Genomic DNA, 16,011 nt, shown 5'->3' with positions numbered 1-16,011 from the left:
GTCCGACGCGTTCAGGACTGGGCTGCGGCCATCTCCAGCACCTTGGCCAGGATCCGGTCGCGGATGGTGGTGGCCAGGGCGGCGACCGTCAGCCCCTCGAAGAGGTCCCGGGGGGTGACCTCGACGCCGAAGGCGGTGCGCATCCGGGCGACGATGCGCAGGCTGTTGAGGGAGTCCCCGCCGAGGGCGAAGAAGTCGTCCTCGACGCCGACCCGTTCGATGCCCAGCACCTCGGACCAGATCCGGACCAGCGCCTCCTCGGTCGGGTCCTTCGGGGCGACGTACGCGGCATCGGCGCCGTCCTGGCGGCTCGGCGCGGGCAGCGCGGAGCGGTCGAGCTTGCCGTTGTGGTTGAGCGGCATCCGCTCCAGCAGGACGATCGCGGCCGGGATCATGTAGTCGGGCAGCGTGCCGCCGAGGTGGCGGCGCAGCTCCTCCGCGGTCGGCGCCGGCGCTCCGGGCCGGGCCACGAAGTAGGCGACGAGCCGCTTGTTGCCCTTGTCGTCCGGCCAGACCGTCACCGCGGCCTCGGCCACCGCGTCGTGCCGCAGCAGCACGCTCTCGATCTCGCCGGGCTCCACCCGGAACCCGCGGATCTTGACCTGGTGGTCGGTGCGGCCGACGAACTCCAGCATGCCGTCGGGGCGCAGGCGCACCACGTCGCCGGTGCGGTACAGCCGGGATCCGGCCGGGCCGAACGGGTCGGCGACGAAGCGCTCGGCGGTCTTGGCCGGGTTGGCGACGTACCCGCGTGCCAGGCCCACGCCGCCGACGTACAGCTCGCCGGGCACCCCGATCGGCACCGGGGAGAGCCGGTCGTCGAGCACGTACACCCGGGTGTTGGCGAGCGGCGCGCCCAGCGGGACGTTGCGGTAGCCCGCGCCCTGCTCGACCTCGAAGAGGCTGACCGTCACGCCGGCCTCGGTCGGCCCGTAGTTGTTGATCACCCGGTGGTCGCGGGCCCACGCCTCGGCGACCTCGGGCACGACCACGTCGCCGCCGACCCGGACGGTGTCCATCCCGGGCAGTGAGTCCGGGTCGAGGGAGGACAGCACGGTGATCGGGATGGACGCGGTGGTGACCCTGCCCGCGAGCATGTGCTCGACCAGGTAGGCGCCGTTGCGCGCGACGTCCGGGGCCGGCACCACCATCGTGCCGCCGGCGGCCCAGGTGGTGAACAGGTCCTGCACGCCGGTGTCGAAGCTCATCGAGCACAGCTGGAACACCCGGCTGTCCGGGGTGAGCCCGTACGGCCCGACCACCGCGGTCACGGTGTTGTAGAGCGAACGGTGCTCGACCGCCACGCCCTTGGGCCGGCCGGTGGAGCCGGAGGTGTAGACGACGTAGGCGAGGTCGCGGGGGCTGCCCGCCGCCTTGGGGTCGGTCTCCGGGTACTCGGCGATGGCCGGCCAGTCGCGGTCCAGGAAGACCAGGTCCGCGTCGGTCTGCGGGAACCGGCTGATGCTGCGCTCGTGGGCCAGCACCACCGGGGGGCGGGTCTCGGCCAGTGTGAAGCCCAGCCGCTCCTCCGGGTAGTCCGGGTCCAGCGGCACGTACGCGCCGCCGGCCTTGAGGATGCCGAGGATGGCGACGAACAGGTCCAGGCTGCGCTCGGTCGCGATGCCCACCAGCACGTCGCTGCCGACGCCGCGCTCGATCAGGAAGTGGGCCAGCTGGTTCGCCCTGGCGTCCAGGTCGGCGTAGGTCAGCCGCTGGTCGTCGAGTTCCACCGCGACCGCGTCCGGGCGCAACTGCGCCTGCGCCTCGACCAGTTCGTGCATCCGGTGCTCGATGGAGCGGTCCTCGGCGGCGCCCGCCGCCCCGCCCACGAGCACCCGGTGCTCGGCGGCCGAGAGCGCCGGCAGCTCGCCGACGGTGCGCCCCGGCTCGCCGGCGAAGGCCTCCAGCAGGGTCCGCAGGTAGTCGGCCATCCGGCGCACGGTGTCCGCCTCGAACAGCGCCGGGTCGAAGTGCAGCCGCACGGTGATCCGGTCGCCGGGGAGCACCACGACGCCCAGCGCGGCGCCCGAGCCGGTCTCGGTGTCGAAGTGGCTGAGCTCCAGTCCGTGCGCGCTGAACGCCCGCTCGTCGAACGGGTAGTTCTCGAAGACGATGATGCTGTCGAACAGGTTGTCGCCGGCGGACAGGCCGCTCCACGACTGCGCCTGGGTCAGCGACACGGTCTCGAAGTCGCGGGCGCGGGCCTGCTCGGCCTGCAGCCCGGCCAGCCAGGCCACCAGGTCCTGGTCGCGGTCCACGTGCACCAGCACCGGCAGGGTGTTGACCAGCATGCCGACGATGGAGTCGACGCCCGCCAGGTCCGGGGTGCGGCCGGAGACCGTACCGCCGAAGCAGACCTCCTGGCTCCCGCTGTAGCGCGACAGCAGCAGCGCCCACGCGCCCTGCAGCAGCGTGCTCGGGGTCAGCTTGGTGCGCTTGGCCATGTCCACGAGCCGGGCGGACAGTTCGGCGGCGATGTCCACCTCGACCATCCCGGTCGCACGCGGCCGGTACTCCGGCGCGGTCGGACGGTCGTAGGGCAGCCGGGTCGGCGCGTCGAACCCGCCGAGCACGCCCCGCCAGTGCGCCTCCGCGGCGGCCTGGTCCTGCCCGTCCAGCCAGTGCAGGTAGTCCCGGAACGGCACCCGGGGCTGCGGCTGCGGGCCCTCGCCGTCGCGCAGCCGGGCGTACTCGGCGGCGACCTCGGTGAGCAGTTCGGCGCCGCTCCAGCCGTCCATCACGATGTGGTGCATCGACCACAGCACCCGGACGCTGCTGTCGCCGAGCCGGATGATCGCGACCCTGGCCAGCGGCGCGGCGGCGAAGTCCACGCCGGCCGCCCGGTCGGCGGCGCGCAGCGCCTCCCAGCGCTCCTGCCGGTCGGCCTCCGCCAGTTCCCGCCAGTCGTGCACGGTGACGGGCAGGGTGGCCGCGGCGCGCACCACCTGCACCGGGCTGCTGACGTCCTCCCAGACCACGGCGGTGCGCAGGATGGGCAGCCGGTCGGCCGCCTGCTGCCAGGCCCGGGCGAGCAGGTCCGGGTCCTCGACGTGGTCGAGCACCAGGTCGAACTGGATCAGGTGCAGACCGGTGTCGCCGGTCATCAGCGCGTCGAAGAGCATCCCGCTCTGCATCGGGGTCAGCGGGTAGACGTCCTCGACGGCCCCGCCGGCGGCCAGGCGCTCGGTCTCGGCGTCGGTGAGCTGCACCAGCGGACGCTCCGCCGGGGCCGCGCCGGCTGCACCGGCCGCGTCCTCGGTACGGACCGCGACCTGGGCCAACTCCTCGACGGTCGGGGTGAGGAACAGGTCCTTGGCGGTCAGCCGGATGCCGTGGGCGCGGGCCCGGGAGACGACCTTGATGGCCAGGATGGAGTCGCCGCCGAACTCGAAGAAGTTGTCGGTGACGCCCACCCGCTCGACGCCGAACACCTCGGCCCACAGCCGGACCAGCAGCCGCTCGGTGTCCGTGCGCGGCTCGACGTGCTCCGCGGCGGCCGGCAGCTCGATCTGCGGCTCGGGCAGCGCGCGGCGGTCGACCTTGCCGCTGTTGTTCAGCGGCAGCGCGTCCATGGTGACGAACCAGGACGGCACCTCGTAGCTGGGCAGCCGCGCTGCCAGCGCCTCCCGCCAGGCCTCCGGGTCGGCCTCCCGGCCGCGCTGCGCCACCACGTAGGCGACCAGGTGCTTGGCACCGCGCGCCTCGTGCACGACGACGGCGGCGTCGGTGACGTCCTCCAGCGAGGTGAGCGCGGCCTCGATCTCGCCGATCTCGATCCGGAAGCCGCGGATCTTGACCTGGTTGTCGGCCCGGCGCAGGTAGTCCATCGAGCCGTCGGCGCGCAGGCGCACGACGTCGCCGGTGCGGTAGAGCCGCTGCCCGGTCCCGAAGGGGTCGGCGACGAAGCGCTCGGAGGTCAGCGCCGCCCGGCCGAAGTAGCCGCGCGCCAGGCCGTCGCCGGCGACGTACAGCTCGCCGGGCGCGCCGACCGGGACGGGGCGCAGCCACGCGTCGAGGACGTAGAGCCGGGTGTTGTCCAGCGGCGGGCCGATCGGCACGACGCGGGCGCGCACCTGCTCCAGGGACAGCTCGTGGAACTGGGTGTAGGTGGTGGCCTCGGTCGGCCCGTAGGCGTTGATGACCACGGTGCCGGGGCAGTGCGTGATGACCCGCTCCAGCGCCTCCGGCGAGGGCGCCTCGCCGCCGGTGATCACGGTGGCCGCGCCGGCGAAGCAGTCGGGGGCCTCCTCGGCGAACAGGCGCAGCAGCGCGGAGGTGAGGAAGACCGCCGTCACCCCGTGCTCGGTGATCAGTTCGCGGACCAGGGCCGGGGTCGGCTCCTCGGTGGCGATGACCATCTCGCCGCCGGTCAGCAGCGGCACCCACAGCTCGTAGGTCGAGGCGTCGAAGGCGTGCGGGGAGTGGAAGACGATGCGCCGGTGCGCCGCCTCGCGCCAGCGGCGGTCCCAGGCCAGGGCCACCACGTCGGAGTGGGTGATCGCGACGCCCTTCGGCGTGCCGGTGGAGCCCGAGGTGAACATGATGTAGGCGAGCTGCCGGGCGTCCGGCTCCACCTCGGGGTCGTGGGCGGGCCGGCCTTCGGTGGTGGCCGGGTCGTCCACCACGAGCAGCGGGACCTCGGCCGCGGCGGCCCTGGCCGCCATCGCCCGGTCCGTCAGCAGCAGTTCGGCGCCGACGTCGGTCAGGACGAAGCGGACGCGGTCCTCGGGGTAGGCGGCGTGCAGCGGGACGTAGACGCCGCCGGCCTTCAGCACGGCCAGGATGGAGACGACCGCGTGCACCGAGCGGTCCAGCAGCAGGCCGACCCGGGACTCGGTGGTGACGCCCTCGGCGAGCAGGCGGTGGGCGAGTCGGTTGGCCCGCTCGTTCAACTCGGCGTAGCTGAGCCGCTGGTCGCCGAAGAGCACGGCCGGCTGGTCCGGGGTGAGCCGCACCCGCTCGGCGAAGACGTCCGTCAGGCTGCGGTGCGCGGGGAACTCGTGGGTGGTGTCGTTCCAGTCGACGAGCAGGCGGCGCAGCTCGGCCTCGGGGGCCAGCGCCAGCTCGCCCAGCGGCCGGCCCGGCCGGTCCACCACGCCCGTCAGCAGGGTGTGGAAGGCCTCGGCGAACCGCTCGACGGTGGCGGGCTCCAGCACCTCGGGGTGGTGGTCGACGCACACCTCCAGTGCGCCGTCGGTCTCGGCGAACCGCAGCACCAGGTCGGCGACGGCGTACTCGCCGGGCAGTGCGGCGCCCGCCGCGGCGGAGGCCTCGCCGAGGAGGCGCTCGAACGGGAGCGCGCCGTCGACGGTGGTCCGCAGGACGACGGACGCGCCGTCGTCCCCGGTGGCGCGACCGCGCACGACGGCGGTCACCTCGTCCTCGCCCGCGTACACGGCGGACAGCACCTGGCCGGCGGCGGCCAGCGCGCCGAACAGCGTGCCGCCGGCCGACTCGGCGAGCTGCCGAAGGCCCTGCGTGAGCGCGCTGTCGAGCGTCAAGCGGTGTGTCGCGGTGGCCTCGGCGGGCGTCGCCGGCCGTGGGCGGTCCACCGGGAAGCGGGTCACCGCGTGCTCGACGGCCTGGTCCGACGCCGGCCCTGCTGCCAGGAACCCTTCGTGGGTCACGTGCGGTCTCCCCCTCGGTCTGCGCATCGCTGACACGGCGGAGGCCGTGCCTGGTCGCCCAGTCTCCCCAGAGGGGAGGCGGCCCAGCCACACACTTGACGGAAGAGCGAAGAAGGGCGGTCAGCAGGCGTTTTGCCGGCTACCGATCTTGTGGGGGCGATCCGGGGCGCGGGCCGGGAAGCGGCGTGGGAGGTGGCCCGGAACCGGGCCCGGGAACGCCGAGGGCGCCGTCGGTCCTCCGGCGGCGCCCTCGCCTGCGGGGTCGGCGGCCTCAGCCGCCCGCGGGTCGGCTCACTCGCGTCCGCCGATCGCGTCGACCGGCGCCGGCCGCATGGCGAACCGGGTGGCCATCGCGATCGAGCCCCAGGAGAGCGCGACGGTGATCGCCACGATCACGACGAGACCGAGGACGGACACGCTGGGCACGGGCGACTTGGTCAGGCCCTCGCTCATGCCGATCAGCGGCGGGGCCGTGGCCAGCAGGCCGAACAGCAGCGCCGAGAAGGTCACGATCCTGGCCTCGCCGTTCATCATCGAGCGGATCTGGTCCGGCTTGGCGCCGATGAGCTGCAGCATCGCGAACTCGCGGACCCGCGCCGCCGTCGACATCACCAGGGTGTTCACCACGGCGATGGCGATGTAGCCCAGCAGCACGGTCTGGAACAACAGGTTGAGCGCCCAGTCGCCGGATCCGCCCGATCCGGGCGCGCTCTGGAACGCGTCCTGGTCGCCGACCTTGACGGTCGGGTAGCGGTCGAGCGCGCTGCGCAGTGCGCCGTCGAGCGCCTTCTTGTCGGTCCCGTCCGCGGCCTTGACCAGCACCGCGGCGTCGACCCGGGCGGTGGTGTGGGCGACGACGAGGTCGTTGGGCAGGGTGACGTCCCCGAAGCCGAGGCCGCGCTCGTAGGTGGCCACCACCTTCGGCTTGACCACGGTGCCGTCGCCGAGCCGCAGGTCGACCGTCTTCCCGATCTTCGCCTTGACGGTCTCCGCGACGACCCGGCTCAACGCCACGGTCTCGCCCTGGAGTTGGGCGGTGTCGCCGTCGATCGTCTGCAGGTCCATGGTGTCCGAGAGCCGGTCGGGCGTGACGCCCTGGGCGGCGTACACCTTGGTGGCGGTGCTGTCCTCGGACGGGAAGGTCAGCAGCACCTGCATCCGCGCGACCGGGGTCACCACGGAGACGCCGGGCACCCCGCGCACCGCGTCCACGACCTCCGGGGAGACCCCGGCGCCGGAGGAGGCGGTCAGCACGTGGTCGGCGCGCAGGCCGGCCTCCATCTGCTCCTGGGAGGCCGCGATCGTCGTGGAGGCGCCGAAGACCTGCACGGCGGCCAGGGTCACCCCCATGGCGAGCGGGGTGGCGGCGGTGCTGAGGCGCCGGGAGTTGGCCCGGGCGTTGGCCTGGGCGAGGAAGCCGTGCGCCGTGGACTGCCGGTTCAGGCGCTTGCCGAACACCGCGATGGCGCCGCGGAACAGCAGCGGTCCGATGCAGCCCACCGAGACGACGAACAGCAGGACCGCGCTCGCCGCGGTGTCGGCGGCCGAATCGCCCGACACCGCCACGTTGTTGAGGGTCAGCAGCAGGCCGAGCGGGATGAGCAGCACACCGATGGCCAGCCGGACCCAGCCGAGCTTCTTGGGTTCGATGGCGGCGTCGCCCAGCGCCTCGACCGGGCTGACCTTGGCCACCCGGCGCGCGACCATCCAGCCGCCGAGCCGGGCGCTGACCATGCAGAGCACCAGCGAGGCGAGGAACGGCACCCAGCCGATCTCCATCCGGAAGTCCGGGGGCATCGCGTCCGCGAGGATGAACACCTCGCGCATCCCGAAGGCGAGGACGATGCCGGGGATCATGCCGACCACGGCGCCCGCCAGCGACACCAGGGTCATCTCGGCGCCGATCATCCAGTGGATCTGCTTGGGCGTCGCGCCGATGGCGCGCAGCAGGGCCAGTTCGCGCCGGCGCTGCTGCACCGAGAGCGCGAGGGTGCTCGCCACCACGAAGACCACGATCAGCACCATGGTGCCGCCGAAGGAGGCGGAGGACTCGACCACCAGGCTGCGGGCGTCGCCCACGTCCAGGAACTCCACGTCGCCGCGTTCGGCGCCGGTGTGGGCCACCAGGCCCGGGACGGCGGCCGTGATCCGCTTGGCCAACTCCCCCGCGCCGACGCCGGAGGCGGCGCTCACGCCGATGGCGTCCACCCGGTCGGGTCGCCCGGACAGCTTGCGCGCCTGCTCGTCGGTGAGGAAGACCGCGGACTGCCGGGCCAGGCCGCCCGCGGGCGGCTCGGCGATGCCCACCACGCGGTAGGAGGAGGCGATCGAGCCGACCACGAGGCGCACCGTCGCACCGGGCGACAGGTGGGCGCGCGCGGCGAGGTCGGCGTCGAGCACGACCTCGTCGGCCGCGGAGGGCGCCTTGCCCGTGCCGACCGTGAACGGCCCGAGCGCCGCGCCGGACCAGCCGTGCCCGAACACCGGGAAGCCGTCCGGGCCGCCCACCGTGTGGCCGTCCTGGGTGACCACGCTGACCTGGACGTCGATGTCGCCGACGGCGGACTGGACGCCGGGCACCGCGGCGACGGCGGCCACCTTGTCGGCGGGCAGGGTGACGCGCTCGCTGTAGCGGACCTCGGAGCTCTCGTCCAGCCAGTACGACTGCTCGGCGCTGAGGACCACCGTCGTGCCCGAGTAACGCTCGGGCGTCACACCGGTGCTGAGCCCGGACATCAGGAGGATCCCGCAGGCGGTGATGACCGCCGAGCCCGCGGCGATCGCGACGAAGGAGCCGACGAAACCGCCCTTGCGCCCCTTGATCGTGCTCCACGCCAGCGACAGGTCCTTGCGGTACGGCACCACGAGGCGGACCAGTCGCCGAATGAACCGGATCACCACTCGCCCAGGTGCGTCATGCGGGACGCGACCTGCTCCGGGGTGGGCCGGTGCAGCTCGCCCGCGAGCTTGCCGTCGGCCAGGAAGACGACCGAGTCGGCGTGCGAGGCGGCCACCGGGTCGTGGGTGACCATCAGCACCGTCTGCCCCATGTAGTCGACGACGTGGCGCAGCAGTTCCAGGACCTGCTTGCTGGAGCGGGAGTCCAGCGCTCCGGTCGGCTCGTCCGCGACCACCGCGTCCGGGTGGGTGATCAGCGCGCGGGCGACCGCGACGCGCTGCTGCTGTCCGCCGGAGAGTTCGGCCGGCCGCCGCTTGAGGTGTTCGCCGAGGCCGACGGCGGTGAGGACCTCGCGCAGGAACGCGTGGTCGATCTTCTTGTCCGCGAGCCGCAGCGGCAGCGTGACGTTCTCCTCCACCGTCAGCGAGCCGAGCAGGTTGTAGGCCTGGAAGATGAAGCCGATCCGCTCCCGGCGCACCTCGGTGAGCTGGACCTCGTCGAGCTTGGACAGCTCGACGTCGCCGAGCCAGACCGCGCCCGAGGTCGGCCGGTCCAGGCCGGCCGCGCAGTTGAGGAAGGTGCTCTTGCCGGAACCGGACGGTCCCATGACGGCGGTGAAGGTGCCGCGGTGCAGTTCGATGCTCACCGCATCCAACGCCTGCACCGGGCTTTTATCCGATCCGTAGACCTTGGACACCGAATCTAAGCGGATCGACCAGTCAGTGGGTGTGGCTTGGGATGCAGAACGAGACATGTCAGGGAGCCTACCCAGATCTCGCGGCGGGCCGCCACCTGTCCTCCGATCAAGGGAATTTCTCAGAAACTCCTTGCAGGAATTGTGAATTCGGGCGTGTGCGGCGCTGCGCCGTGAATGATTCCGACACCAAATCGCCCCGACCCGTCCCGGTCGGTGCCGGGACGGGTCGGGGCGGGTGGGACGGCCGGAATCAGCGGAACGCGAATCCGAGCAGGTCGAGTCCGGGTGCGGTGGTGATGGGCTCCGGGACCAGGTTGTCCTTGTGGACGAACCGCCGGAGGTAGCCGGCGCCTTCGGTGCCGCCGGAGCCCTCCATTCCGGGCAGGTAGCGGCGGCCGAACCCGTAGTGCCGGCCGCGCCAGGTCAGCAGCGTGCGCTCGACCTCGGCGAAGCCCTCGGTCAGTGCCGGAACGCCGGCCTCCAGCACCGCGTCGCGCAGCGGACGCACCGAGCGCAGCGGCGGCACGGTCAGCTCGTAGAGGTGGTCGAACTTCGTGTAGGCCTCGACCTTGCGCGCGTCGTAGCCGTAGATGACCAGTTCCATCATGTGGTAGTTCAGCGACTGGACGGCGCTGGCCTCGCCCGTGGCGTCGCGGAACACCAGGAACAGCTCGGGGGTGAGCGTCTTCAGCACGTGGAAGATGTGGTTGGGCAGTTCCGCGTACTGGGTGAGCTGCGCCATCAGCGCCTTCGCCAGTTCGTCGTCGCGCCCGATCGCCATCCGCGCCCGCACGGTGAAGTAGCGGATCAGGTAGAAGGCCAACTCGCAGGCCTGCACCGCGCGCAGGAACATGTGCTCGTGGTGGTCGCCGGAGGCGAGGAAGCCGGAGCAGCGGGTCAGGACGGACGCCTGCCATCGCGCCAGGTCGTCGTCGCGCGAGCGGTCGATGATCTCGCCGCCCGTGGTGTCGCCGCCGGTCTCCACCCGCAACTGCCGGACCTGCTCGCGCAGGACGTCCAGCCGTCGTAAGCGCTCCTCGGTGTTGTCGGCCTCGGTGAGCCGCGGCGCGGCGCGGCGCTCGACCGCGTCCAGGTCGGCCAGGGTGGCCTCCAGGGCGAGCACCGCGCCGGCCACCGGCTCGGTCGGGTGCAGGTCGAGGAACCACGAGTAGACGTGCAGGTTGGCGTAGCGGTAGTACTGCGGGATGGGCTCCCGGCTGAACGAGCGGGTCAGCAGCCGCATCACCTCGCTCGCGCAACTCTGCTCGGAGTAGGCCTCTTCGTAGAGCTTGGTCAGCAGGTCGCGCTCACCCGCGGTCAGCGCCTCGCGGCCCGCCCTCTCCTGGATCTGTGCGACCTCGTCGCATCGTCCCGGAAATTGCAAGGTCGCCGGTGCGGTTTCCATCTGTCCTCCAGGGCTGCGGTCGGGACCTCGGGTCGTCGCCGACCCGTGGCACGAGGTTTCACCTCTTGTGGCCGATGACCAGTTGCTTGTCCTGCGTGGACCGGTGCACCTCGCAGTCGACGAAGCCGGCGGCCTCCAGCAGGCCGATGAACTCCGCCGAGGTGCGGTGCCGGCCCTTGGCCTCGACGTGCATCGACAGGTTCATCACCGCGGTGGGCAGCGGGCCGCGGCGGTCGTCGTCGAACAGGCGGTCCATGATCAGGACCCGCCCGCCGTCGGAGCAGGCGCGGTACGCCTTCTGCAGCAGTTCCAGGCCGGTTTCGTCCGTCCAGCCGGACAGGATGTAGCCGAACGCGACGCAGTCGGTCGCGGGGAACTCGTCGCGGTGGAAGTCGCCCGCGGCGAAGTCCAGTCGGCCCTGCAGGCCGAACTTCTCGACGGTGTCGGCCACGTAGGGCTCCACCTCGGGCAGCTCGTACACGGTGGCGCGCAGACCGGGGGTCGCCTCCAGCGCGGCCACGCAGAACGGGCCGCTCGCGCCGCCGACGTCCACCAGGTGCCCGACCTGGTCCAGCCCGGCCATCGGCACCAGTTCGCGGGACACGTCGTACGTGAGCTCCCACATGGCGGCCAGGAACTCCTCGGTGAGCTTCGGAGTCTTGTACATCACCTCGAACGGGGCCGGCAGGGCGGCGTCCACGGCCGACTTCCCGTCCGTCAGGTACCCGTCCAGGTGCGGCAGTCGGCCGATGGTGCTGCCCATCACGTGGCTGAGGAAGCCGCCGACGGAGCGCGGGCTCCGGGGGTCCAGGTAGGGCGCCATCTCCGGCGTGACCAGGTAGGCGCCGTCCTCGTTCCGGTCGATGACGCCGAAGGAGTCGAGGAGGACCAGCAGCCGGTCGAGGGTCTCCTCGTCGAGCCCGAGCTTGTCGGCGATCTCGGCGGTGGGTGCCGCCTGGTCCACCAGGAACCCGAACACGCCGTGCTTGTCCGCCAGATGGATGGCGGTGGTCGCGTACACGCCGTAGACGGCCTTTTCCAACGCGCTGGGCAGCATCAGTCAGTTCTCCACATCGCTCTTTCCGTTTCCGCGAGACGAAGCTAGGGGCGGCCCGCGAGGGCCCTCAAGCAAGTTGCCTTGTCGTTCAAGGAGCCGTGCCGGGCGTAACCTGCACCGGACGGACGGATGCGCACAGCGACGGAGTCGGGACGGAACGCTTACGACAGCCGCGACTGCTTGTCAAGATCGTGGCAGCGTGATCATCGTTACGTACTGGAGTCGTCACTTCCGCCTTATTGTTTTGATAAGTGGTGGTCAACTGGGGCCGCCACTTGGGGGGCCGACTCGAATCGGCTTGGGAACGTGACCACAGTTCTGCGGGGTTCTCCCGCGAACTTCTACCGTCGAGCGCGTGCCGTAGCTCGGGGGATCGTGGTGGCGAGCCGAGACGTCGACCCTCCAGATTTGACGTGTGTGGGAGACGGGGACTTGAGAATCCACTTCACGGTTGACGACCTCGCGCAATTAAGTATGATTGCAAGTTTAGGGCCTGTCGTAGAAAGCGCATTCGCGCTCAAACAGTTCGGCAGGCAGGGAAACGCCGGCTTCCACGGCTGGCGCAAGAGCGTACGAGAGCAGCTGGGCACCCGGGTCGCCGAGGTCGAGCAGCTGGCCGACCGGTACGACGTGCAGGAGCTGTTACCACTGCTCAAGCTGCACTCGGGCGGCGGTCAGGACCTCGGGGTCGACGACCGGGCCCGACAGCGGGTCAGGGCGACCCTTTTCGAATTCTGCCAAGCGGCCGTTCTGCCGCACTGGCGACAGATGCGCGGTCACATGGCCTCGGTGCGCGACTCATGCGGCCGCATCGGCATCGCCAACGGGATGCACGCACTCCTGGACAACCTCCACCCGAAGCTCAACTGGAAGCCTCCGGTACTGGAGGTCGCCGGAGAACCGGATCGCGACATCTACCTCAACGGGCGGGGCCTGGTGCTGTGCCCGTCACTCTTCCTGGCCGGCAAGGCCTGCATGGTCCTGGAGGACGTCCAGGAGAGCGGGGCTCCCGTCCTGGTCTTCTCGGTACCCCTGGACGCGGCCACCGAGGCCGAGTTCTGGGGCCACAACGCGGGCAGCGAGCAGGCGCTGAGCGCCCTGGTCGGACACACCCGCGCCGCCGCGCTCCAGATGCTCTCGGAGAGCTGCACCACCGGTGAACTCTCCCAGCGGCTGAACATCTCCCTGGCCGGCGCCAGCAAGCACGCCACGGTGCTGCGCAAGGCGGGACTGGTCACCACGGCCCGCAAGCGCAACACCGCACTGCACTCGCTGACGCCGCTCGGCGTGGCACTGCTGCGGCAGCGGCACTCCGCCAGGACCTAGGAACGCGGCCAGGGCGCGGGAACGCGCCCACCACCACCCACGGAGGGAACACGATGAGCACCAACCCGTTCGAGAACCCGGACGGCACCTACCTCGTGCTGGTCAACGACGAGGGCCAGCACTCCCTTTGGCCGTCCTTCGCCGAGACGCCGGCCGGCTGGACGGTCGCCCTGACCGAGACCGACCGGCAGTCGGCGCTCGACTACGTCGAGGCGAACTGGACCGACATGCGGCCCAAGAGCCTCCAGGAGGCGATGGGCGCGCGTTAAGTCGTAGCGCGGGCCTCCGACGGCCTGAGACAATCCCCCCTTCCCGGCCCTGCGCCGGGGAGGGGGGATTTCTCTTTGCTCCCGCAGCGGCCGGGTGCCCGACGGGGCGGACCGGGTGCCCGACAGGGCGGACCGGGTGCCCGACCGGCGGACCGGGTCACTCGACGGGCCTCAGTACCCGACCCTCGGTATACCTAGCAATACCGTTTTTTTACAACCAGAGCTACAGCGCTCCCCCGGCCCACGGTGGTTCACTGGACGTACACCACAACACGCCGGGAAGTTCTCCCGGTGGTCGACCCGTTCCCCCGTACGGGCCGACCGATCGCGTGGTCCCCAACGGCACGGGGAGCACGCGGAAAAGCCGGTCCGTGCGGAGCCATCGACTTCGATGACCCGCACGGACCGGCTCTCCCGGTCGATTCGGTTCTGCTGACCCTACGTCATACGACTAGCCGTCAATCGACTGTCCGTCAGGCGGCGGACCGTCAGGAGTCGGACCGTCAGACGGCCGACCAGGACGAGTACTTCCGGAGCCCGTAGAGCAGCGGCGAGCTGTCGTCCGCCTCCGGGTGCTCGACCCGGAACACCTCGCCGAAGACCACGGTGTGGTCCCCGACGTCGACCGTCCGGCTGATCCGGCAGTCGGCGACCGAGTGGGCGTCGTCGGTCAGGTGGGGGCCGGCCGCCTCCGAGTCGGCCGACCAGCGCACCAGGTCGAACCGGTGCGGAGTCCCGGAGGCGAACAGGTCCGCCGTCCCCCTGGCCCGGGTGTGCAGCAGGTTCACCGCGAAGGTGGAACGGCGCAGCATGGCCGCCAGGGTGGGACTCCCCGCCCGCAGGCACACCAGCAGGGTCGCCGGTTCCACCGCCACGCTGCACACCGAGGAGCAGGTCATCCCCCACGGCTTCCCGTCGAGGTCCGACGTGGTCACGACGGCCACACCGCTGGGGAACGTCGACATCAGGGAACGGAACTGCTCGGGAGCGACCGTCGTCACCGTGGCCGAACTCCCCGCGGAGCCGCCGTCCCTCATCGCGCCGAGCCGGCCTTGCGCTGCGCCGGCGGCAGGCCGTGCAGGTGGGCGAAGTACTCGTACTGGCTGGGCAGCTTCTCGTGCAGCGCGGCCGTCTGCTCGGCCACCAGCTGGAACTCGCGGTCCGCAGCGGTGGAGTCGAGCTTGCTCAGCACGGGCAGCGGCTGCACCGGCAGCCCGCCCAGGCCGAGGATGATCGCGCGGTAGGAGTACGACTCGAAGCCGTGGTAGTGCGGGTAGATCGACTCCTGGTCGGGCAGCTTGACCTTCCACTGCTCCAGGCGCTCGGCCAGACCGTCCGGGATCTCCCGGGTCTTGGTGTCCTTCCAGTACTGGTTGTCGGTGCGCTTCGAGGCGTACCAGTGCAGCACCATGAACTCGCGCAGACCGTCCATGATGTTCGCGGCCTGGCGGTTGTAGGCGTTGCGCAGGTGCTGGTCGGTGTCCTCGTTGCCGACCGGGAAGTTCTTGACCAGCTGCTCGATGCCGTTCTGGATGATGAAGATGCCGGTGGACTCCAGCGGCTCCACGAAGCCGTTGGAGAGGCCGATGGCGACGCAGTTCTTCACCCAGGCGCGCTCGCTGCGGCCGATGCGCATCTTGATGTGGTTGGCGGTGGCGTTCTCCGCCGCCGGGCCGACGAACTCGCGCAGCGTGCGCTCGGCCTCCTCCGGGGTGCTGTACTCGCTGGCGTACACGTAACCGGTGCCGAGCCGCTCGAACAGCGGGATCGTCCAGATCCAGCCGGCGTCCTTCGCGGTCGCGGTGGTGGCCGGGCGCAGGCCGTACTCGGCCATGTCCACCGGCACGCGCAGCGCCACGGCGCTGTCGTTGGGCAGGTGGTTCTGGAAGGAGATGAACGGCTCCTTCAGCGCCTGGGCGACCAGCAGGCTGCGGAAGCCGGTGCAGTCGACGAACAGGTCGCCGTGCAGGTCGCCCTGCTCGCGGGTGCGGACGTGGTCGATCTCGCCGCGGTCGTTCAGCGCCACGTCCACCACGTCGTCGAGGACGTGCTTGACGCCGCGCTCGGTGCCGAAGCGGGTCAGGAACTTCGACAGCAGCGTCGCGTCGAAGTGGTACGCGTACGGGAACTGGGTGTTCTGCTCGGTGAGGGTGGTGCGGTACTCCTCACCCCGCTCGAAGGTGCTGTCGAAGAGCGAGCCGTCGTAGTAGCGCGGCGAGCGCTCCGTGTCGCACATGTTGGCGATGAGGAAGGAGTCCCGGTCGAAGCGCCCGGTGGGCTGCTTCTGCACCCACCAGTCGGTGAGCGCGAAGCCGTCCACCACGCGGTTGCGCTCGAAGGGGTGGTAGAAGACGTGACCCGGCTCGCGCCAGTCCTCGAAGCGGACCGCCAGCTTGTAGGTGGCGTGGCACTCGGGCATCCACTCGCGCTCGTCCAGGCCCAGGTAGTTGAAGAAGTGCCGGATCGTGCTGAAGGTGGCCTCACCCACCCCGATCGCCGGCACGTTCTTCGACTCCACCAGGGTGACGTCCACCCGGTCACCGAATGCCACCTTCAGGTAGGTCGCCGTCATCCAGCCCGAGGTACCGCCGCCGACGATCACCACGCTGTTAGCCATGTAGGTCCCTTTGTCGATTGCTGACGAACGTGTCTGGTCGAGCCTCGCCGAACCACCGGCGCACAGCCACGTCCTTGACCGACAGGTGAAATTGGGCAGTCAGCGCCGGGTCGC

General features: G+C 71.1%; 9 protein-coding genes. 2 read left to right on the top strand and 7 right to left on the bottom strand.

Annotated features, from left to right (window positions below; genetic code table 11):
* Positions 1 to 11: 11 nt before the first annotated feature.
* The 5 genes from BX285_RS30635 to BX285_RS30615 form a co-directional block, all read right to left on the bottom strand.
* Positions 12 to 5,627: a non-ribosomal peptide synthetase gene (locus tag BX285_RS30635; protein WP_121178883.1), complete on the bottom strand. Its 5,616-nt coding sequence runs from the start codon at positions 5,625 to 5,627 to the stop codon at positions 12 to 14.
* A gap of 291 nt (positions 5,628 to 5,918) precedes the next feature.
* Positions 5,919 to 8,525: an ABC transporter permease gene (locus BX285_RS30630; RefSeq protein WP_220783989.1), complete on the bottom strand. Its 2,607-nt coding sequence runs from the start codon at positions 8,523 to 8,525 to the stop codon at positions 5,919 to 5,921.
* Positions 8,522 to 9,280, bottom strand: coding sequence for an ABC transporter ATP-binding protein (locus BX285_RS30625; protein WP_097234927.1), 759 nt, complete (start codon positions 9,278 to 9,280; stop codon positions 8,522 to 8,524). The genes BX285_RS30630 and BX285_RS30625 overlap by 4 nt, the downstream gene beginning before the upstream one ends.
* A gap of 193 nt (positions 9,281 to 9,473) precedes the next feature.
* Positions 9,474 to 10,628, bottom strand: a complete 1,155-nt coding sequence (locus tag BX285_RS30620) for a tryptophan 2,3-dioxygenase family protein (protein ID WP_121178881.1) — start codon at positions 10,626 to 10,628, stop codon at positions 9,474 to 9,476.
* 58 nt (positions 10,629 to 10,686) lie between these two features.
* Positions 10,687 to 11,685, bottom strand: coding sequence for a methyltransferase (locus BX285_RS30615; protein WP_121178880.1), 999 nt, complete (start codon positions 11,683 to 11,685; stop codon positions 10,687 to 10,689).
* Between the two features lie 789 nt (positions 11,686 to 12,474).
* Between BX285_RS30615 and BX285_RS37570 the strand changes: the two genes are divergently transcribed.
* Both BX285_RS37570 and BX285_RS30605 read left to right on the top strand, forming a co-directional pair.
* Positions 12,475 to 13,011, top strand: coding sequence for a helix-turn-helix transcriptional regulator (locus tag BX285_RS37570; protein WP_179852669.1), 537 nt, complete (start codon positions 12,475 to 12,477; stop codon positions 13,009 to 13,011).
* Positions 13,012 to 13,064: 53 nt separating this feature from the next.
* Positions 13,065 to 13,280, top strand: coding sequence for an MbtH family protein (locus tag BX285_RS30605; protein ID WP_097234931.1), 216 nt, complete (start codon positions 13,065 to 13,067; stop codon positions 13,278 to 13,280).
* 503 nt (positions 13,281 to 13,783) lie between these two features.
* Here the strand turns inward: BX285_RS30605 and BX285_RS30600 are convergent.
* Entirely contained in the window at positions 13,784 to 14,245 is a 462-nt protein-coding gene (locus tag BX285_RS30600; RefSeq protein ID WP_257032249.1) for a flavin reductase family protein, read from the bottom strand.
* A 68-nt stretch (positions 14,246 to 14,313) separates the two neighbouring features.
* On the bottom strand, positions 14,314 to 15,897 hold the full coding sequence (locus tag BX285_RS30595) for a tryptophan halogenase family protein (protein WP_097234933.1): 1,584 nt from the start codon (positions 15,895 to 15,897) through the stop codon (positions 14,314 to 14,316).
* Positions 15,898 to 16,011: the final 114 nt, after the last annotated feature.

Origin of the sequence: Streptomyces sp. 1114.5, from assembly GCF_003635085.1 — a bacterium.
Classification (GTDB): Bacteria; Actinomycetota; Actinomycetes; order Streptomycetales; family Streptomycetaceae; genus Kitasatospora.
The sequence above is the reverse complement of the archived record's forward strand: the minus strand, read 5'-3'. Positions and strand labels throughout refer to the sequence as shown.